Annotated in this window: 17 protein-coding genes; 11 read left to right on the plus strand and 6 right to left on the minus strand. The window is 66.2% G+C overall.

All coding sequences use genetic code 11. The features are described from left to right. The first annotated feature begins 9 nt into the window (after positions 1 to 9). Entirely contained in the window at positions 10 to 1,887 is a 1,878-nt protein-coding gene (locus LGN10_RS19905; protein ID WP_226224771.1) for a sulfatase-like hydrolase/transferase, read from the plus strand. A 241-nt stretch (positions 1,888 to 2,128) separates the two neighbouring features. Beyond that, positions 2,129 to 2,851, plus strand: a complete 723-nt coding sequence (locus LGN10_RS19910) for a haloacid dehalogenase type II (protein ID WP_060311154.1) — start codon at positions 2,129 to 2,131, stop codon at positions 2,849 to 2,851. Positions 2,852 to 2,960: 109 nt separating this feature from the next. Here LGN10_RS19910 and LGN10_RS19915 read toward each other — a convergent pair whose 3' ends face one another. The 3 genes from LGN10_RS19915 to LGN10_RS19925 form a co-directional block, all read right to left on the minus strand. Continuing rightward, positions 2,961 to 3,761 (minus strand): SIR2 family protein, encoded by an 801-nt coding sequence (locus LGN10_RS19915; RefSeq protein ID WP_226224772.1) that lies wholly within the window; start codon positions 3,759 to 3,761, stop codon positions 2,961 to 2,963. A 77-nt stretch (positions 3,762 to 3,838) separates the two neighbouring features. After that, positions 3,839 to 4,852: a ParA family protein gene (locus LGN10_RS19920; RefSeq protein WP_226224774.1), complete on the minus strand. Its 1,014-nt coding sequence runs from the start codon at positions 4,850 to 4,852 to the stop codon at positions 3,839 to 3,841. Between the two features lie 284 nt (positions 4,853 to 5,136). Continuing rightward, positions 5,137 to 6,129, minus strand: coding sequence for a LysR family transcriptional regulator (locus LGN10_RS19925; protein ID WP_226224776.1), 993 nt, complete (start codon positions 6,127 to 6,129; stop codon positions 5,137 to 5,139). Positions 6,130 to 6,287: 158 nt separating this feature from the next. Here LGN10_RS19925 and LGN10_RS19930 point away from each other — a divergent pair, with 158 nt between their 5' ends. The 3 genes from LGN10_RS19930 (at position 6,288) to mmsB (ending at position 10,163) form a co-directional block, all read left to right on the plus strand. Next, positions 6,288 to 7,607 carry an MFS transporter gene (locus LGN10_RS19930; RefSeq protein ID WP_059582515.1) on the plus strand — a complete coding sequence of 440 codons (1,320 nt, stop codon included), beginning with the start codon at positions 6,288 to 6,290 and terminating at the stop codon, positions 7,605 to 7,607. Between the two features lie 121 nt (positions 7,608 to 7,728). After that, positions 7,729 to 9,255, plus strand: coding sequence for a CoA-acylating methylmalonate-semialdehyde dehydrogenase (locus LGN10_RS19935; RefSeq protein WP_059639251.1), 1,527 nt, complete (start codon positions 7,729 to 7,731; stop codon positions 9,253 to 9,255). Positions 9,256 to 9,272: 17 nt separating this feature from the next. Further along, positions 9,273 to 10,163 (plus strand): 3-hydroxyisobutyrate dehydrogenase, encoded by an 891-nt coding sequence (mmsB, locus tag LGN10_RS19940; RefSeq protein ID WP_226224778.1) that lies wholly within the window; start codon positions 9,273 to 9,275, stop codon positions 10,161 to 10,163. A 116-nt stretch (positions 10,164 to 10,279) separates the two neighbouring features. On the opposite strand, the gene LGN10_RS19945 is transcribed toward mmsB, so the two are convergent. Then, a complete protein-coding gene (locus LGN10_RS19945) occupies positions 10,280 to 10,612 on the minus strand; it encodes a hypothetical protein (protein ID WP_060311159.1) in 333 nt (110 codons plus the stop codon). A 528-nt stretch (positions 10,613 to 11,140) separates the two neighbouring features. On the opposite strand from LGN10_RS19945, the gene LGN10_RS19950 reads away from it, so the two are divergent. Next, positions 11,141 to 11,902, plus strand: coding sequence for a DUF4397 domain-containing protein (locus tag LGN10_RS19950; protein ID WP_059582525.1), 762 nt, complete (start codon positions 11,141 to 11,143; stop codon positions 11,900 to 11,902). A 113-nt stretch (positions 11,903 to 12,015) separates the two neighbouring features. On the opposite strand, the gene LGN10_RS19955 is transcribed toward LGN10_RS19950, so the two are convergent. Then, a complete protein-coding gene (locus tag LGN10_RS19955) occupies positions 12,016 to 12,567 on the minus strand; it encodes a DUF3005 domain-containing protein (RefSeq protein WP_226224780.1) in 552 nt (183 codons plus the stop codon). An 87-nt stretch (positions 12,568 to 12,654) separates the two neighbouring features. Here LGN10_RS19955 and LGN10_RS19960 point away from each other — a divergent pair, with 87 nt between their 5' ends. From LGN10_RS19960 to LGN10_RS19980, 5 genes are all read left to right on the plus strand, one after another. Continuing rightward, a complete protein-coding gene (locus LGN10_RS19960; protein WP_226224781.1) occupies positions 12,655 to 13,014 on the plus strand; it encodes a hypothetical protein in 360 nt (119 codons plus the stop codon). Between the two features lie 253 nt (positions 13,015 to 13,267). Beyond that, positions 13,268 to 14,818 carry an NCS1 family nucleobase:cation symporter-1 gene (locus LGN10_RS19965; RefSeq protein ID WP_226224782.1) on the plus strand — a complete coding sequence of 517 codons (1,551 nt, stop codon included), beginning with the start codon at positions 13,268 to 13,270 and terminating at the stop codon, positions 14,816 to 14,818. A 23-nt stretch (positions 14,819 to 14,841) separates the two neighbouring features. Then, the gene (locus tag LGN10_RS19970) at positions 14,842 to 15,570 is read left to right on the plus strand and encodes an aspartate/glutamate racemase family protein (RefSeq protein ID WP_226224783.1); all 729 of its coding nucleotides are present in this window, start codon (positions 14,842 to 14,844) and stop codon (positions 15,568 to 15,570) included. 61 nt (positions 15,571 to 15,631) lie between these two features. Further along, positions 15,632 to 16,807 (plus strand): LysR family transcriptional regulator, encoded by a 1,176-nt coding sequence (locus tag LGN10_RS19975; RefSeq protein WP_226224784.1) that lies wholly within the window; start codon positions 15,632 to 15,634, stop codon positions 16,805 to 16,807. 229 nt (positions 16,808 to 17,036) lie between these two features. Beyond that, complete coding sequence (locus LGN10_RS19980) at positions 17,037 to 17,468, plus strand: DUF1090 family protein (protein WP_226224785.1); 432 nt, start codon at positions 17,037 to 17,039, stop codon at positions 17,466 to 17,468. A gap of 125 nt (positions 17,469 to 17,593) precedes the next feature. Here the strand turns inward: LGN10_RS19980 and LGN10_RS19985 are convergent, their stop codons facing one another. Continuing rightward, positions 17,594 to 19,165, minus strand: a complete 1,572-nt coding sequence (locus LGN10_RS19985) for an MFS transporter (protein ID WP_226224786.1) — start codon at positions 19,163 to 19,165, stop codon at positions 17,594 to 17,596. Between the last annotated feature and the right edge of the window lie 9 nt (positions 19,166 to 19,174).

A 19,174-nucleotide genomic window follows, 5' to 3' on the forward strand; every position in this document is an offset into this window, starting at 1 on the left:
ACAGCCGACGTGAAAGACGATCAGGACGCCCCCGCCACCGAGCCCACCGCGCGGCGTCGGTTCCTCAAGCTGGCCGGTGCGGCCGTCGCGTCGGCCGGCTTCGGCGCCGATGCGCTGGCCGCGAACCCGCCGCCGCCGGCCCCGGCCGCCGGTACCGCGACCGCCACGACCGCCTCAGCCGTCGATCCCGGCTTGCGCGGCGCCGCAACGGCGCCCGCCACTCCGCCCGCCGGCTACAACATCCTGTTCATCCTGACCGACCAGGAACGCCACTTCGACCGCTGGCCGTTCCCGGTGCCCGGCCGCGAAGCGCTGCGCCGCGACGGCATCACGTTCATGCATCACCAGATCGCCGCATGCGTGTGCTCGCCGTCGCGCTCGACGGTCTATACGGGGCAGCACATCCAGCACACCGGCGTGCTCGACAACGCGGGCCTGCCCTGGCAACAGGACATGTCGCCGGACATACGCACCGTCGGCCACATGCTGCGCGATGCCGGCTACTACGCCGCCTATCTCGGCAAGTGGCACCTGAGCGCGTCGATGCACGAAACCGCGAGCCCGTACACGGCGCCCGTGGCCGACTACAACCGCACGATCCGCGCGTACGGCTTCGACGACTACTTCGGCGTGGGCGACCTGATCGGCATGGTGCGCGGCGGCTACCAGTACGACGGGCTCACGGCCGAGGCCGCGGTGAGCTGGATGCGCAACCATGCGCCGCGCCTCGCGAAGGAAGGCAGGCCGTGGTTCCTCGCGGTGAATCTCGTGAACCCGCACGACGCGATGTTCGTGAACACCGACACGAACGGCTCGACGGTGCAGGATGCGAACCACCCGATGCTCGGTAACGCGCCGCCGCCGAACGACGCGCTGTACCGCACGTCATGGCGCGACGTACCGCTCGCGGCGTCGCGGCGGCAGCCGTACGACGAGCCGGGGCGGCCGCCCGCGCACGGCATGTTCAACGCCGCGCATGCGAACCTCGTCGGGCGCTACCCGTTCACCGACGAACGCGTGCGCCTCTATCAGGACAACTACTTCAACTGCATCCGCGATTGCGACACGCACGTCGTGCGCCTGCTGCAGACGCTGCAGTCGCTCGGGCTCGACGAACGCACGATCGTCGTGATGACGGCCGACCACGGCGACCACGTCGGCGCGCACCAGCTCGTCGGCAAGGGCGCGGCCGCGTACCAGCCGCAGAATCACGTGCCGCTCGTGATCCGGCATCCCGCGTATCCGGGCGGCATGCAATGCGATGCGCTGACGTCGCACATCGACATCGCGCCGACCTTGCTCGGACTCACCGGTCTCGACGCCGCGCGGCTCGCGACGATCCGCGGCAGCGCGTTGAAGGGGCACGACCTCACGCGCTGGCTCGCGAAACCGGCGGACGCGAAACGGCGCGGCGCGCGATGCGACGCGGCACGCGATGCGACGCTGTTCAACTACGCGATGCTGCTGTACTACGACAGCGAATGGATGCTGAAGGAACTCGGCACGCTGCGGCAGAAAGGCGTGCCGGAGGATGAACGGCTGCGCCGCGCGCTCGCGCAGCAGCCGGATTTCCGGTTGCGCGGCACGATCCGCAGCGTGTTCGACGGCCGCTACCGCTTCACGCGCTATTTCTCGCCGCTCGAATTCAACCGGCCGACGACGATGGAGGATCTGTTCGCGCGCAACGACGTCGAGTTGTTCGACATCGCGAGCGACCCGGGCGAGATGCGCAATCTCGCGATGGACAGGAAGCAGCACGGCGAATTGCTGCTCGCGATGAACGGCCGCCTGAACGACCTGATCGCCAGCGAAGTCGGCGACGACAGCCCGGACGTGATGCCGATTCGCGACGGGAAGGTGCAGGTGCAGGTCCGCAAGCGGCACTGACCGCCTGAACGCACCGGGCCCCAGTCGAGGTTCGGCGCGCGCGTCAGCCGGTACCGTCCGTCCGGCCGCCGCGCGCCGTCGCCGCGCGCGCCGGCTCCGGCGCGACCGGCGCGCGAGCCACGCACCGCGCCCTCCCGGGCCGGGTTTTCGTATCCGTGATTCAATGTCGATCGAACCGGCGCCACGCCATCCGGCGGCACGGCGATGTGACCCCTCATCGAACGACCTTCACTCGATCACCATGACGAACCCTGCCGAAATCAAGGCGCTCGTTTTCGATGTCTTCGGAACGATCGTCGACTGGAGAAGCGGCGTCGCGCGCGGCGCCGCCGCATTCCTTGAGCGTCACGCGCCGACGCTCGACCCGTTCGCGTTCGCCGACGCGTGGCGCGCCGAATATTCGCCGTCGATGGAAGAAATCCGCAGCGGACGCCGCCGCTACGTGCGGCTCGACGTGCTGCATCGCGAGAACCTCGTGCGCACGCTCGACCGTTTCGGGATCGTCGACGTGCCCGATGCCGACATCGACGCGCTCAATCTCGCATGGCACCGGCTCGATCCGTGGCCCGATTCCGTCGCCGGGCTGCACCGGCTGAAGCAGCGCTACATCATCGCGCCGCTGTCGAACGGCAACATCCGGCTGATGGTCGACGTCGCGAAACACGGCGGGCTGCCGTGGGACGCGATTCTCGGCGCCGAGGTCGCCCGCGCGTACAAGCCGTCGCCGGCCGTCTATACCGAAGCGGTCGAGATTCTCGGCCTCGCGCCGGCCGAGCTGTGCCTCGTGGCCGCGCACAACGGCGATCTGGCCGCCGCGCGCCGGCTCGGGCTGTCGACCGCGTTCGTGCTGCGGCCGACCGAGCACGGGCCCGGCCAGACGACCGACCTGCAGGCCGACGACGCGTGGGATTTCGACGTCAGGGATCTGAACGAACTCGCTGATCGGCTGGGCTGCCCGGGTTGACAGCAATGCCGCCGAACCACTCCACGCAGGCGAATGGCGATCACGACGTTAATATTGCTACCCCTGCACGTTCGGCTGCTCCGCCGCCTTCGCTACAAAGTGTCGCCAGTTACCACGCCTGGCTCTTGCTAAGCGAAATGCGTTCCAAATCCACCAGCGAATTCAATCGCTCCAATTCCACAGTAAGAAATCCGTGATCTTTTGTAGCAGTATACTCAATGAAATTGATCTTCAATGATTCCGCCAAAACATCCTTCACTTGCTGACAATAATTTTTCTCCGCAGTCACAAAATAATGACTTTGCCCATATGGATGTCGATAACGATAGTTCTCGAGAAGAGACCGAATATCCGGATCATTAATTCCACATCCAACAAATATGAACGTGTGCGTCCGAAGAAGAGCGTCCATCAACTCGTAAAACTGACTATGCTGATTACGAGCCCTTGCATAGTCCGTGCGAGTAAAAATGAGATTATTTGGCGATGAAATTGAACCATGACTCTTAATTAACACACGCTCGTGCCGCCGCAATGAATCGGCTATGTCGTTTTCATTGTACACCTTAACGGTTATCGCCCCAGCCCCTCGCTCCGCGGCAGCCGTTTCATAGATGCTATCGAAATTCGGAGTAATAGAAATACGAAGATCAAGATTATAAAGGAATTTATGAATTGGCGCCGCCTTAAAATCAGGTGTATGAAAATGCAATTTCACCAAGTTCGCAAATTTTTCGACCTTTATTTCATTTCTAATCACCTCCGCCGCAGTCAAATAGTCAGAATCCAAAATTAACTTCTTCACCTCCTTAACTATTTTTTTATTTGGCGCCCCCAACTCCTTCGTCGCCTTCACAAGAAAATCACTCCAACTCGGAGGGCGCACACCACCCTTGCCGGTTGAATTCATCGAGACTCCGGCTCCGAAAAAGAGAACGCACCGACGGCACGCAATGGCGTGTACGAGTTCTGGCGGCCAAATAGTTTTCATTTAATAGATCCAATGTTGGCTGCCAAGTTACTAGCAATTTCCGAAATTACAGCCTCAAACTGCTTCACCTTATCGAAATGCGCACCAACAACACCATCAGCGGATTTCAGTGAAAAAATTGGCTTAGTCGACGTTTGCGCCATTGGAACCAAACTACTAAAGTATGGTATCTCGCCGAGTTTATAATTCAGCTTTTTACCCCCATTTATCTTATCGATCAGACTCTTTTTTATCTCAGGATCAATTCTTTTAATAATCTTCTCATAAGCATCCACCGGCTGCTTTTTCCCAGCAACCGTTTTTGCAGTATATTGCTGAGTCACATACCCCAAAAATTTTATGGCCGTAACATTTGGCGTTCCCGCGTCGTCAAACTCAAAATCGACACCATTATCTTCTTTGTAACTCGCCAACCCGCGATCAAGCCCCTTACTCCAACTTGTAATAGCGACCTCGATATTTTGCAAACCACGAAGACTAAAAATATCCGAAGACATTGGCAAAATAAAGTAGTCGCACGAAAGCAAAACCGTCCGATTTATGGCCCCAAGCGACGGCCCGATATCAAAGAAAACATAGTCATATTTTTTCGACTCAGCCCACACCAACAAAGCTCGAAAGAGAAAAGTCGTCTTGAGCCCACGCTCCTGACCACTAGTTGCATCCACCCAGTCTTTCGCCAGAAAATCCTCCGCCAATGAGAATCGCGGATCTCCCGGCACAACATCAACACCAAAACTGTCACTCCTTTTTATAGGAATATCCGAATATCCCCTCGATTTTTTCAGAGACGTAACTAGTTGATTTATGGTCTCCCCATCCTTCGATGATGAATACAGATCATCCAACGCCTTCTCTTTAAACATATAAGCAGTAGCATTGCACTGCGGATCTGCATCAACCACCAAAACTTTCTTTTTTAATTTAATGGAGAAATAAGCCGCAAGATTACACAGCAAGGTGGTCTTCCCGACACCACCCTTATTGTTAAAAACACAAAATGCCTTCATTAACACACTCCTCTCAAATTAACTCATCCGTACAGTGTATCTCATGAAAGATGAAGAACGTGAACTTTTTCTATTTCAAACATCCAAAATCGAAGTTCGCGCCTATCCCACCAGATCCATATCTTATAGACGCGAATAAAAATCCACCCTGTATCGTCAACGACAATGTCCCGCCCACCTTGAGTGATTTGTCGCATCTTGCCTAATAAATGAATCCGTTGCGCGCGGCTGATGCGCGTACATTGGTGCCCCCCGCGTCAGTGCGGTAGCCGCAGGTGTGAGCTCTATCGAATTCGTCTTGCGTGGGCGGACGACGCTAGCTCGCTCTCTCCGATAAAACGTACCGCCCCCGACTCCCCCGCCAGCAACGCACGGTTCGCATCCGCCGCCGCGCGCAGGTAATCCCACAGCGCGGTCACGCGCCGCAGCTTGCGCAGATCCTCGCGGCACGTCAGCCAGAAACATCGCGTGACGACCACGTCGTTCGGCAGCACGGGCACCAGCGCCGGCTGCGTGGCCGCGATGAAGCACGGCAGGATCGCGAGGCCGCCGCCCTGCAGCGCCGCGAAAACCTGCGCGATCACGCTCGTCGTGCGCAACCCGGCCGTCGCGCCGGGCACCGCGCGATCGAGGTACAGCAGCTCGTTGCTGAACGCGAGATCGTCGACGTAGCTGATGAACGCGTGCCGCGCGAGATCGTCCGTGCAGGTAATCGGCGCGTGGTTCGCCAGATAGTCGCGCGTCGCATAGAGCCGCAACTGGTAGTCGCACAGCTTCGTGACCACATAAGGCCCGCGCTCGGGCCGCTCGAGCGTGATCGCGAGATCGGCCTCGCGCTTGGGCAGGTTGACGAAATGCGGCACCGGCAGCAGATCGACCGTCACGTGCGGATGCGCGGCGCGGAACCGCGCGAGCTGCGGCGCGAGGAAAAAGCAGCCGAACCCTTCGGTCGAGCCGATCCGCACGTGGCCCGACAGCGCCTCGCCGGTGTTCGCGACCTGATCGCACGCGGATTGCACGGTCGTCTCCATCGCGTCCGCATACGCGACGAGCCGCTGTCCTTCGGCCGTCAGCGTGAAGCCGCCGGAGCGCGACTTGTCGAACAGCAGCGTGCCCAGCGCGGCCTCGAGCGCGCGAATGCGCCGCGCGACGGTCGTGTAGTCGACGCCGAGACGCTTCGCCGCGCCGCTCGCGCGCTGCGTGCGCGCGACTTCGAGGAAAAAGCGCAGGTCGTCCCAGTTCAGGTTGCCGGAAACCGGCTCGGTGGCATGTCGCATCGGCGAGGGGAAAAAGGCGGGCGTCTCCGGGCCGGCCGTCGATATGCATAAATGCATATCCAACCGGTTTCTTTGTCGGTACATCATGAATCCGCGCATAACTATACTCGACCGTGACCTGCGGACCATGAGCCGCGGGCAATAAAACCGGAGACACCATGCAGACCCGATCCACCCTCGATGAGCATGCGACCATCGCGACGCCGGCGCCCGAGCGCACCGCGAAGCACCACCTGCTGGCCGGCTGGGCCAGCATGGCCGGCACCACGATCGAGTGGTACGACTTCTTCCTGTACGGCACGGCCGCCGCGCTCGTGTTCAACCGCATCTTCTTCCCGTCGCTGGACCCGGTCGTCGGCACGCTCGCCGCGTTCGGCACGTTCGCGGTCGGCTTCATCGGGCGGCCGATGGGCGGCATCGTGTTCGGCCACTTCGGCGACCGCATCGGCCGCAAGTCGATGCTGATGATCACGCTGCTGCTGATGGGCGTGCCGAGCATGATCATCGGGCTGATCCCGTCGTACGACAGCATCGGCTACTGGGCCGCCGCGCTGCTGATCGCGATGCGCTTCCTGCAGGGGATGGCCGTGGGCGGCGAATGGGGCGGCGCGGTGCTGATGGCCGTCGAGCACGCGCCCCAAGGCCGCAAGGGGCTGTTCGGCAGCCTGCCGCAGACGGGCGTCGGGCTCGGCCTGATCCTGTCGTCGGTGGCGATGGCCGCGGTGGCCGCGTTGCCGGAAGCCGACATGCTGTCGTGGGGCTGGCGCGTGCCGTTCCTCGCGAGCATCGCGCTCGTCGGCCTCGGCTGGTTCATCCGCGCGAAGGTGCCCGAATCGCCCGACTTCGAGAAGATGCAGCGCCAGGGCAAGGCCGAGAAATCGCCGGTGACGGCCGCGCTGCGCCGCCATCCGCGCGAAGTGCTGACGATCGTCGGCGCGCGCGCCGCCGAGAACACGTGGTTCTACATGGTCGTTACGTTCGCGCTCGCTTACGCGACGCAGCAGCTGCATCTGCCGAAGGCCGAGATGCTGCACGCGATCACGGCAGGCGCCGCGCTGTCGCTCGTGACGATGCCGCTGTGCGGGCATCTGAGCGACCGCATCGGCCAGCGCCGGATGTTCGCGATCGGCCTCGTGCTGATGTGCGCGTTCGCCGCGCCGTTCTTCATGATGCTCGGCACGCAGCAGACGTCGACCGCGTGGTGGGCGATCGTGCTCGGCCTCGGCGTCGTGTTCCCGATTCTCTATGCGCCGGAATCGCTGCTGTTCGCGCAGCAGTTTCCCGCGGAAATCCGCTACAGCGGCATCTCGCTGTCGGTGCAGCTCGCCGGCGTGATCGGCGGCGGCTTCGCGCCGATGATCGCGACGTCGCTGCTCAAGGCCGGCGGCGGCCAGCCGCACTACGTGATCGCGTATCTCGTCGGCTTCGGCGTGTTCGCGCTTGCTTGTACCGCGCTGATGCGTCCGGCGCGGACGTAAGCCGACCGGCTCGCAGCGCCCGCATTCATTCGATTTCCCTTCGACCTGCCGCCCGCCGTGCCTGCGCGCGCGGCGGACGCAGCCCCTTTTTCATCGTCACACCGTTTCCCCGGAGCATGCCATGAACGCCGCAGTCCCCCAGACCACCCTCGCCCTGCCCACCGCCAAGCTGCTGATCGACGGCGCGTTCGTCGATTCGCAAAGCGCCGAATGGGGCGACATCGTCAACCCCGCGACGCAGGAAGTGATCGGCCGCGTGCCGTACGCGACGCTCGACGAGGTCGATGCCGCGATCGCGTCCGCGCAGCGCGCGTTCCAGACCTGGAAGACGACGCCGATCGGCGCGCGGCTGCGCATCATGCTGAAGTTCCAGGATCTCGTGCGCCGCAATCTCGAACGGATCGCGCACACGCTGACGGCCGAACAAGGCAAGACGCTGCCCGACGCGCAGGGCGACATCTTCCGCGGCCTCGAAGTGGTCGAGCACGCGTGCTCGATCGGCACGCTACAGCAGGGCGAATTCGCGGAGAACGTCGCGGGCGGCGTCGATACCTACACGCTGCGCCAGCCGATCGGCGTGTGCGCGGGCATCACGCCGTTCAACTTCCCCGGCATGATCCCGCTGTGGATGTTCCCGATGGCGATCGTGTGCGGCAACACGTTCGTGCTGAAGCCGTCCGAGCAGGACCCGCTGTCGACGATGCAGCTCGTCGAACTCGCGATCGAGGCCGGCGTGCCGCAAGGCGTGCTGAACGTCGTGCACGGCGGCAAGACGGTGGTCGACCGCCTGTGCACGCACCCGGACATCAAGGCGATCTCGTTCGTCGGCTCGACGCGCGTCGGCACGCACGTGTACAACCTCGGCAGCCAGCACGGCAAGCGCGTGCAGTCGATGATGGGCGCGAAAAATCACGCGGTCGTGCTGCCCGACGCGCATCGCGAGCAGTCGATCAACGCGCTCGTCGGCGCGGGCTTCGGCGCGGCCGGCCAGCGCTGCATGGCGACGTCGGTCGTCGTGCTCGTCGGCCAGGCGCGCGACTGGCTGCCCGATCTCGTCGAAAAGGCGAAGGCGTTGAAGGTCAACGCGGGCGCCGAAGCCGGCACCGACGTCGGTCCGGTCGTGTCGAAGGCGGCGAAGGCGCGCATCCTGTCGCTGATCGACGCCGGCGTGAACGAAGGCGCGACGCTGCTGCTCGACGGCCGCGACGTGAAGGTGCCCGGCTACGAGCACGGCAATTTCGTCGGCCCGACGATCTTCTCGGGCGTGACGACCGACATGTCGATCTACAAGGAGGAAATCTTCGGGCCGGTGGTGGTCGTGATGGAAGCGGACACGCTCGACGAAGCGATCGCGCTCGTCAACCGCAACCCGATGGGCAACGGCGTGGGCCTGTTCACGCAGAGCGGCGCGGCCGCGCGCAAGTTCCAGAGCGAGATCGACGTCGGCCAGGTCGGCATCAACATCCCGATTCCGGTGCCGGTGCCCTACTTCAGCTTCACCGGCTCGCGCGGCTCGAAGCTCGGCGATCTCGGCCCGTACGGCAAGCAGGTCGTGCAGTTCTATACGCAGACGAAGACGGTCACCGCGCGCTGGTTCGACGACGACGCGACGGCCGGCGGCGTGAACACGACGATCGCGTTGCGCTGACCCGACGGAGCCCGGACATGGAAATCGCCTTCATCGGACTCGGCAACATGGGCGGCCCGATGGCCGTCAACCTGCTCAAGGCCGGCCACGCGCTGACGGTGTTCGACCTCGACGCGAACGCGGTCGGCGCCGCGGTGCGCGCGGGCGCGACGGCGGCGGCGTCGCCGCGTGACGCCGCCGCGCGCGGCGCGTTGATCATCACGATGCTGCCGGCCGCGCAGCACGTGCGCGCCGTCTACCTCGGCGACGACGGCGTACTGGCCGGCGCCCGCGCCGGCGCGACGCTGGTCGACTGCAGCACGATCGACCCCGGCACCGTGCGCGCGGTGGCCGACGCCGCCGCGCGGCGCGACCTCCCGCTCGCCGACGCGCCCGTGTCGGGCGGCACCGGCGGCGCGCAGGCCGGCACGCTGACCTTCATGGTCGGCGCGGACGGCCCGCTGTTCGAGCGCATCCGCCCGGTGCTGCTCGACATGGGCAGGAACGTCGTGCACTGCGGCGGCACCGGCACCGGACAGATCGCGAAGATCTGCAACAACCTGCTGCTCGGCATCTCGATGATGGGCGTGGCGGAAGCGATGGCGCTCGGCGCCGCGCTCGGCATCGATCCGGCCGTGCTGGCCGGCATCATCAACACGTCGACCGGCCGCTGCTGGAGTTCGGACACGTACAACCCGTACCCGGGCGTGAGCGACGCGGCGCCGGCCGCGCGCGGCTATGCGGGCGGCTTCGCGGCGAACCTGATGCTGAAGGATCTCGGGCTCGCGACGGAAGCCGCACGCGGCGCGCATCAGCCGGTGTGGATGGGCGCGCTCGCGCAGCAGCTCTATCAGTCGATGAGCCAGCAGGGGCTCGGCACGCTCGACTTCTCCGCGTGCGTGAAGCTGTACGAGGCGCAGCCGGCCTGACCCGCCCGGCCGACGCCGGACGTGCGCCGGCCCGCGATGTGCCGATACGGCATCGCGGGTCGGTTTGCCATGCGGGGGAAGGAAAACGCGGGCGGCGCAGTCATGCCGCCGGCCGGTCAACCGCGCGGGTTAGACGCCGTCTCGAAGGTCGGATGGCACTCGAACGCGAGTTCGGAGCGCGCGTCGACGCGGCGGCCGCCGGTCAGCGATTCCTGCTTCACGCTCGCGCGCATCCCGCGCTGCGAGCAGTAGTTCGTGGCTTCGCTGACGGCCTTCGCATGGGCGTCGGCCCATGTCGTGGACACGCCGAGCGTGCGCGTCGTCACGGTGAATACGTTCGGGTTCGACGTCGTGGTGACGTCGGAAGCGGTCGAACACGCGGCGAGCAAGCACGCAGTAGCCGCAATGGTCAACCATCGCACGGTTCGAAAAGAGACTGGAATGGACATGGAGGGCAAGCGCACGCCGTTCGGCGCGCATTGAGCAACATAGGCGACAGTATGCCTGCTCGATCGCCGGAGATCATGCCCCTTTCGGTGAACACATTGTTTCGAATGGTTAAACGATGGCCGAACCCGGCAAGAATTACAGCCGTCGCCGGCCATCGTTTTCGTGCGGCATGTCATTTCGCCCGGCGCGCTGGCCACGCGGGATGCGTCGGGCCGCCCGCGGGCATGGGGACCGGCTGCGCACTGGTGCTTGCCTATGCCACACGGTTAGCGACCGCACGCGCCACGCCCTTTTTACAACCGCGCCACTCGCGCGGTTCGCGCCCGCGCCTCGCGCCGCCATCCCGGCCAGTGCGCGCCCGCCTGCGTCCGTCGCGCCTGGTCTTCCCGCAGGCACGTCGATTGCGTCACCCTCGCGCCCGCCCTCCGGCGGACAGCCAACTTCCTTCCAACCGGCGCTGCGCCCCGCGCGATCCTTCACGCGGCGGTCCCGCATCGCAATACAGGTTTCCTGAACGAGAGGACGACATGAAATCAATACGAACGATAGTGGCCCTGTGCTCCGTCATTTCCATGCTCACGGCATGCGGCGGCGGCGACGACGCCGGGACCGTACTCGGCATCTCGAAGCCGCAGGCGCGCTTCATCAACGCGGTGCCGGCCGGCCCGAACCTCGACTACTACCTGAATGCGAAGGTCGACCAGGCGGGCGTCGCCTACAAGGGCGTGACGCGCTATCACGACATCGATTCGGGTAATCAGACCGCGAGCTATGACGTATCGGGCACGACGACGACCATCGCGTCCCAGTCGTTCAGCGCGGCGAACGGTCACCATTACACGACGATCGCGCTGCCGAGCACGACGTCGCTGATCTCCGTCATCGACGATCCGTACGACAAGGGGCTGCTGTCCGACAAGGCGCGCGTGCGCAGCTTCAACGCGTCGCCGAATGCGCAGAACGTGGACGTCTACGTCGTGGCGCCGGGCACCGACATCACGACGGTCAGCCCGACGATGGCGGGCGCCGCCTACCAGAATGCCGTGCCGGCAACGACGCAGGATTCGGTCTACCTGAACGGCGGCACCTACCAGGTGGTCGTGACGACGGCCGGCAGCAAGTCGCCGATCCTCAAGACCGCGCCGGTCAACATCGGCAACAACGCCGACTGGCTGCTTCTGACGATTCCGTCCGGCGGCATCGGCGACGTGACGCCGAACGACATCCACGTGCTGGTCGCGCAGGGCAACGACGCCGATACGTCCGCGCAGGAGCTGGGGCCGCAGTAACGCGGCAAGGGTCCGAAAACGGTCGCGGCGGCCGGTGCGATTGCATCGGCCGCCGCGTGTCGTATACCGGGATCAAACGTCGCGGGATCAAACGCCGGCATCAACGCCGGCTATCAGTCGTCCACCCGCTCCAGGCAGATCACATGCTCGGCACGCGTGCCGTCGCCGTGCGCGATATCCACGTCGCCGACATGGCGCACGCGCCAGCCCGGCCGCGTCGCGATCTGCGGCATGTTGCCGGACGGACGGCTCTCGATCCCGCCCAGCCCTTCGTCGGGCGTAGCGACCGCTTCGTCGAGCGACGCGTTCGAATAGATCACGTTGTCCTGCAGTTCGGACGCGCCGGTGCGCGCCTCCATGCCCTTGCCGTCGACGTCGACCGTGTTGTCGGTCATCGCCATGTTCGCGTTGTCGAGCGTGACGATCCGGCCGGCGGCCCGGCGCACCGGATCGCCGCTGTCGACCGCATGCGCGTCGACGTCGATCTCCGGCAGGCCGGTCGGCATCTTGCCGGCGACCGCCTCCGGCGTCAGCGGACGCCGCGCGACCTGCTCGGCCTGGGTCGCCGCGTCGGGCATGTCGCCGGCGGCCGGCGTCTTCACCGGGCTCTTCTCGATCTGTTCCCGCTGCTTTTCGGGGGTAGGGTTCGATTCCGCGTTCTGCATCGCACCTCCTTGGCCGGCCGACGCACGCCGGCGTCACGCCGTCGCCGCCAGGCCGGAAATCGCTACAACGGTCCTTGCAAATCTTTCATGCGCACCACTGCGCGCGCGCCGTCCGTCTGGCGCACCTGCCGCCGGGCACTGCAGCGGCCGGGAAGTGGGCGACACGCTCGCGCGCCGCCCGCCTGCCGCCTGAACGCGGGTCAACCGCCGCCGCTCGCGCCGGCCGGCGCCGAAGCCGCGCCCGGCAGGCTCGCGCCGGTATCGCCGCTGCTGCCGGCCGCCCCGCTGCTGGGCATGCCCGACGGTGCGGTGGAAGGCGCGGTGGAAGGCGCGGCCGACATGCCGCTCGATGCGCCCGAGTCGGCGTTGTCGCTCTTCTTCTGGCAGCCGGCGCCTGCCGCGAGGCCCGCGATCAGGATGCCGGCGAAGACGGCTCGCGATACGTGACGAAATGAATATCGCTGCATGACACCTCCGCTGATGTCGATGTGAAGGGAACCCGTTGACCCGCAATTTGCGTGCCGCGCGCCGGCCGGCGCGGCCGGGCGCGTTCCATTTGTTTTTCGAATGCCCCCCAGCCGAATATTTAATTTCCCATCGCCGTACCTGCCGCCCATACTCGCGAACAAATCCGAGACATAACGTCCACGGCGGCCGGGCCCGCGCCGCGTGCATACGCGGCCGGTTTCGCGCCCCGCACATGGAAGGAGACAACGGCGTGCAACTGGAAGCCATCCACCGCGCGAGCATCGGGCTCGGCGCGGACGACGCATCGCATCGACACGATACGGCCGCGCGCGAGCCCGCGCCGAGCCCGCGGCTGCACAACCCCGATCTCGCGCCGACCCGGGCCGAAGGCCGGACGTGGGGCCGCTACAGCATCTTCGCGCTCTGGACCAACGACGTGCACAACATCGCGAACTACTCGTTCGCGATCGGGCTGTTCGCGCTCGGCCTGTCGGGCTGGCAGATGCTCGCGTCGCTCGCGATCGGCGCGGTGCTCGTGTACTGCTTCATGAATCTCACCGGCTACATGGGCCAGAAAACCGGCGTGCCGTTCCCGGTGATCAGCCGGATGAGCTTCGGCATCTACGGGGCGATGCTGCCCGCGATGATTCGCGCGGTGATCGCGATCGCATGGTTCGGCATCCAGACCTATCTCGCGTCGGTCGTGCTGCGCGTGCTGCTTACCGCCATCTGGCCGGGCCTTGCCGCGTTCGACCGGAATGCGATCTTCGGGCTGTCGACGCTCGGCTGGATCACGTTCGTCGCGATCTGGCTCGTGCAGATCGGCATCCTCACGTACGGGATGGAGATGGTCCGCAAGTACGAGGGGCTCGCCGGCCCGGTGATCCTCGTCACGACGCTGTCGCTCGCCGCGTGGATGTTCAGCCGCACCGGCGGCCACCTCGCGATGTCGATCGGCAAGCCGATGACCGGCCTGAAGATGTGGACGGAAATCTTCGCGGGCGGCGCGCTGTGGCTCGCGATCTACGGCACGCTGGTGCTCAACTTCTGCGATTTCACCCGTTCGTCGCCGAGCGCGAAGACGGTGCGCGTCGGCAACTTCTGGGGCCTGCCGGTCAACATCCTCGTGTTCGCGACGATCAGCTTCGTGCTTGCCGGCGCGCAGTTCAAGCTGAACGGCCACGTCATCCACAGCCCGACGGAAATCATCGCGACGGTGCCGAACAAGCTGTTCCTCGTGCTCGGCTGCCTCGCGTTCCTGATCGTGACGGTGGCCGTGAACATCATGGCGAACTTCGTCGCGCCGGCCTTCGTGCTGACGAGCCTCGCGCCGCACCGCCTGTCGTTTCGCCGCGCGGGCCTCATCAGCGCGACGATCGCCGTGCTGATCCTGCCGTGGAACCTGTACAACAGCCCGATCGTGATCGTCTATTTCCTGTCCGGCCTCGGTGCGCTGCTCGGCCCGCTGTACGGGATCATCACGGTCGACTACTGGCTCGTGCGCAAGCAGCGCGTGAACGTGCCCGATCTCTATTCCGAAGCGCCGACCGGCGCCTACTTCTACACGCGCGGCGTGAACCGCAACGCGCTCGCGGCGCTCGTGCCGTCCGCGCTGATCTCGATCACGCTCGCCGTCGTACCGGCCTTCAGCGCGATGACGCCGTTCTCGTGGCTGCTCGGCGCGGCGATCGCGGGCGGCGTGTACTGGCTGCGGGCCGATCGCAAACGGCACTACGAAGCGCGCTCGGGCGAACACATCGCGGTTGCCTGCGCGCGACACTGACACACACGCATACGGAGTCACGGATGAGGATCCTGGTAGTCAACGTCAACACGACCGAGTCGATCACCGACGCGATCGCCGCGCAGGCGCAGGCCGCCGCGTCGCCCGGCACGGAGATCGTCGGGCTCACGCCGCGCTTCGGCGCGGAGTCGGTCGAAGGCAACTTCGAGAGCTACCTTGCGGCGATCGCCGTGATGGATCGCGTGATGAGCTACGAAGAACCGTACGATGCGGTGATCCAGGCCGGCTACGGCGAACACGGCCGCGAAGGGCTGCAGGAATTGCTGACGGCGCCCGTCGTCGACATCACCGAAGCGGCCGCGAGCGTCGCGATGCTGCTCGGCCATCGCTACTCGGTCGTCACGACGCTCGACCGCACGGTGCCGCTGATCGAGGATCGCCTGAAGCTCGCCGGGCTCGATGCGCGTTGCGCGTCGGTGCGTGCAAGCGGTCTCGCGGTGCTGGAACTCGAGGAGAACCCGGCGCGCGCGATCGAGTCGATCGTCGGCGAGGCGCAGCGCGCGGTGCGGGACGATCATGCGGAAGTGATCTGCCTCGGCTGCGGCGGGATGGCCGGCCTCGACCGGCAGATCGAGGAATGCACGGGCGTGCCGGTCGTCGACGGCGTATCGGCCGCGGTCGCGCTCGCCGAGTCGCTGGTGCGCCTGAAGCTGAAGACGTCGAAGGTCCGCACCTACGCGCCGCCGCGCCCGAAGCGGATCGTCGGCTGGCCGGGCACCTTCGCGAAATGACGGGCCGCCGGCCGGCCGCCGCGTCGCGCGGCGGCCTCGCCTCGCCGGGACGCGTATCGACATGCGCGATCCGCTAGACCCGGCCGCGCCGCCCCGCGACGCGTCCGACGACTCGGGCGCGCTCGACGTGCTCGATGCGCGGCTGATGCGCATCCTGCTCGTGCTGCTGACCGAGCGTACCGTGTCGCGTGCGGCCGTGCGCCTGAACATGTCGCAGCCGGCGACGAGCGCCGCGCTCAAGCGCCTGCGCACGCTGCTCGGCGATCCGCTGCTGGTGCGCAGCCGCTACGGGATGGTGCCGACCGAGTTCGGTGCGCGACTGATCGAGCCGCTGCGCAACGCGCTGCGCGTGATCGATTTCATCCGCATCCAGCAGCCGACGTTCGACGCGCGCACGTCGGTGCGCACCTACCGGATCGGCTGCCCCGACTACCTGAACGTGCTGTTCATGCCGAAACTCGTCGCGCTGTTTCGCGAGCGTGCGCCGAACGCGCAACTGGTGTTTCATCCGCTCGGCGACGGGTTCGACGACGAGCGCGCGCTGGCCGACGGCGAGCTCGACGTCGTGATCGACAACCGGCCCGCACGCCGGTCGCGCTTCCGTCAGGACGACCTGTTCGACGACCGCGTCGTGTGCCTGATGCGCGCGACGCATCCGCTCGCGCGGCGCGGCGCGATGACGGCCGCCGCGTTCGCGGCGGCGCCGCAGCTGTGCCCGACGCCGTCGTGGCTCGAAGCGTCCGGCGCGATCGACCGGCAGCTCGAACGCGTGGGCCTGCAACGGCGCATCGCCGTCACGCTGCCGCACTTCGAGCTCGCCGCGCATGCGCTCGTGCGCGCCGACCTGATCCTCACCACCACTTACCGGCTCGCGCGGCACTACGCGAAGCTGCTGCCGCTCGCCGCGGTCGCGCTGCCGGCGGAACCGCCGGACATCGTGTACCGGATGACGTGGAACGAATCGGGATCGTGTGTGGAAGGTGTGCGGTGGCTGCGCGGGCTGATCGCGGAAGCGACGCGCGCATGGCTCGACGCCGACGCCACGCTGCCGGCCGTCGCCGCGATCGCCGCTTCGGGGATCGATGCGGATACCGCGAAAACCGCACCGAACGTCGCCGATTCCTCGGAGCCGACCCGTCGCCCGCGCCGCACACCGGCCGCGCATGGTCACGCGTCCCACCCGGCGCGCGTCGCGCAAGCGGCACGCATCCATCGCCTCGCGACGAAACCGCACTGACCGGCGCAGGCGTCACGCGGCGCTCCCCTTCCGCCGCCCGCGGCTGCAACGATTCGCTGCTCAACCCGTGCACGCGCGGATGGTCCGTGCGATTCCCTATTCGGACTCAAGTCAGACTAATCCTATTTACGCGCCCGGTACCGAATCGTCAAAATGCGTTCTCGAAACATCGCCGCGACCGTACCGCATCGCTGATTCACCCGGCCGCTATCCTGTCGAGAACCCCACCATGAAGAAAACGCTCGTTATCCTGGCCATTCCCGCCGCACTGCTCGCGAGCACCGGCGCCTTCGCCGATACGCAAGATTGCGCGACACGCATTCGTGCATTGCAGACGCAGATCGACAACGCGACGCGATTCGGCAACACGCACCAGGCGATGCGCCAGCAGGCCGCGCTCGAACAGATCAAGGCCAATTGCATGGACGCCGGCCAGCTCGCGCGCGCCGAGCGCAAGGTCACCGACAAGCAGCGCGATCTGCAGCACGCGCAGGACGAGGTGCGCGACGCACAGGCACGAGCCCATGCAGCCGAAGCGCTCGGCGATGCAAAGAAGTTGAACAACGCGCAACGCAAGCTCGCCGACAAGCAGGCCAAGCTGCGCGACGCCATGCGCAAGCTGCACGACGCGCAAGTCGATCGCGACGCACTGAAAGGCTGACGGGATGCGTCAAAGGACGTACCGGGTCATACGTGCCGCGTGAGAGTGCGAGCCGCACCGGCAGCGAGACGAGCGACCCCGAGCATCGACAGCAGAACGATGCGCTGCGCATGCAAGCGTCCGCGTCACGCTGGTTCGCGCATCGGTTGCGTAAGCAACTTGTACGCAACGACGGCCGCAACCAGCGCCAGTACGCCGCTTACCTTCAGCGCATCGGCGAATCCGCTCGCGAACGCGCCCGGCACCGCCTGTGCGAGCGCACCGGCAGCCGACGGCGGCACGCGGCCGAGCGCCTGCGCGAGGTCGCCGGCCAGCAGGCTCGACATGAACGGCGCGTCGACGAATGCGCGCAGGCCGGGCGTCGCGGACAGCAGCCCGTCGAGCCGCGCATGCGTACTCGCCGCCAGCACCGCGCCGAGCACGCCCACGGCCGTGACGATCGCCGAGAAGCGGGTCGTCGTGCTGATGCCCGACGCCATGCCCGTGCGATTCGGCGGCACGCACGCCATGATCGCTTTCTGCGTGTCGCCGTTCATGATGCCGGCGCCGCACCCCGTCACGAACATGCCAAGCGCGACGAGCCGGTAGTCGCCGCCGCCCGTCAGCGCCGCGGTCGCGAGGTTGCCTACACCGATCAGCGCGAGGCCGCCGGCCAGCACGCCGCCGGACGACACGCGCGCGGCGAGCGCCGCGCCGAGCGACGGGCCGGCGATCATCGCGAACGCGAACGGCAGCATCCCGAGCCCTGCATCGATCGCCGACATCCCGAACGCGTTTTGCAGGTACAGCGGCAGGAACGTCATCATCACCTGCGCGCACGCCGCGTAACCGAACATCGCGAGCACGGCGCCGACGAAGCGCGGCTGGCGAAACAGCGCGAGATCGATCATCGGCCGCGCCTGCCAGCGCTCCGCGCCGACGAACGCCGCCAGCAGCGCCGCCGCGAGCGCGAACCGGCCCAGCGTCGCGATGGACAGCCAGCCGTGCGACGGCGCGCCGATCAGCGCAGCGATCGCGCAGGCGAGCGCCGCGCCGAACAGCAGGCTGCCGGCCACGTCCACGCGCTTCGCATGGGGATCGTTCGATTCGTCGATCGCGACGTGCGCGCCGGCCGCCAGCAGCAGGCAGACGGGCAAGTTCAGCAGGAACACCCAGCGCCATCCGATCCATTGCGTGATCGCGCCGCCGACGAGCGGCGCGATGGCCGTCGCGATCCCCATGCACATGCCCCAGATCGCCCACGCGCGTGCGCGCTCGCGCCCGTCCGGGAAACGGTTCGCGATCACCGCGAGCGCCGCGGTCAGCAGCAGCGCGGCGCCGCCGCCCTTCACCGCACGCGCGGCGATCAGCCAGCCCGCCGACGGCGCGACGCCGCAGCCGAGCGACGCGATGAAGAAGAGCGCGAGGCCCGCGAAGAGCATCCGCTTGCGCCCGAAGCGGTCGGCGAGCCCGCCGGCCGGCAGCAGGCACGCGGCGAACGCGGTCATGTACGCGCTGACGACCCACTCGATATCGGCGAAGCTCGCGTGAAAGCCGCGCGCGATGCTCGGCAGCGAGACGGCCACCACGTTCGTGTCGAGCACGATCAGCGAACAGGTCGCGGACGCGACGGCGAGCGTCGCGGCGGCAGGCAGACGGGCGCCGGCGGGCGGGGCGGCGGCCGCGCTTGCGCGCGACGCCGGTGAAGACGGAGACATCGGCCACTC

The sequence above is a fragment of the Burkholderia sp. AU32262 genome (assembly GCF_020419985.1).
GTDB classification, from domain to species: Bacteria; Pseudomonadota; Gammaproteobacteria; order Burkholderiales; family Burkholderiaceae; genus Burkholderia; species Burkholderia semiarida.

Excerpts from the sequence above, each read along its gene's own strand:
- LGN10_RS19930 (WP_059582515.1), top strand. The coding sequence starts at position 6,288 with ATGCAGACCCGATCCACCCTCGATGAGCATGCGACCATCGCGACGCCG.
- LGN10_RS19965 (WP_226224782.1), top strand. The coding sequence starts at position 13,268 with ATGGAAGGAGACAACGGCGTGCAACTGGAAGCCATCCACCGCGCGAGC.
- mmsB (WP_226224778.1), top strand. The coding sequence starts at position 9,273 with ATGGAAATCGCCTTCATCGGACTCGGCAACATGGGCGGCCCGATGGCC.
- LGN10_RS19925 (WP_226224776.1), bottom strand. The coding sequence starts at position 6,129 with ATGCGACATGCCACCGAGCCGGTTTCCGGCAACCTGAACTGGGACGAC.
- LGN10_RS19960 (WP_226224781.1), top strand. The coding sequence starts at position 12,655 with ATGCGCACCACTGCGCGCGCGCCGTCCGTCTGGCGCACCTGCCGCCGG.
- LGN10_RS19910 (WP_060311154.1), top strand. The coding sequence starts at position 2,129 with ATGACGAACCCTGCCGAAATCAAGGCGCTCGTTTTCGATGTCTTCGGA.
- LGN10_RS19935 (WP_059639251.1), top strand. The coding sequence starts at position 7,729 with ATGAACGCCGCAGTCCCCCAGACCACCCTCGCCCTGCCCACCGCCAAG.
- LGN10_RS19945 (WP_060311159.1), bottom strand. The coding sequence starts at position 10,612 with ATGTCCATTCCAGTCTCTTTTCGAACCGTGCGATGGTTGACCATTGCG.
- LGN10_RS19980 (WP_226224785.1), top strand. The coding sequence starts at position 17,037 with ATGAAGAAAACGCTCGTTATCCTGGCCATTCCCGCCGCACTGCTCGCG.
- LGN10_RS19955 (WP_226224780.1), bottom strand. The coding sequence starts at position 12,567 with ATGCAGAACGCGGAATCGAACCCTACCCCCGAAAAGCAGCGGGAACAG.
- LGN10_RS19975 (WP_226224784.1), top strand. The coding sequence starts at position 15,632 with ATGCGCGATCCGCTAGACCCGGCCGCGCCGCCCCGCGACGCGTCCGAC.
- LGN10_RS19985 (WP_226224786.1), bottom strand. The coding sequence starts at position 19,165 with ATGTCTCCGTCTTCACCGGCGTCGCGCGCAAGCGCGGCCGCCGCCCCG.
- LGN10_RS19915 (WP_226224772.1), bottom strand. The coding sequence starts at position 3,761 with ATGAATTCAACCGGCAAGGGTGGTGTGCGCCCTCCGAGTTGGAGTGAT.
- LGN10_RS19950 (WP_059582525.1), top strand. The coding sequence starts at position 11,141 with ATGAAATCAATACGAACGATAGTGGCCCTGTGCTCCGTCATTTCCATG.
- LGN10_RS19920 (WP_226224774.1), bottom strand. The coding sequence starts at position 4,852 with ATGAAGGCATTTTGTGTTTTTAACAATAAGGGTGGTGTCGGGAAGACC.
- LGN10_RS19970 (WP_226224783.1), top strand. The coding sequence starts at position 14,842 with ATGAGGATCCTGGTAGTCAACGTCAACACGACCGAGTCGATCACCGAC.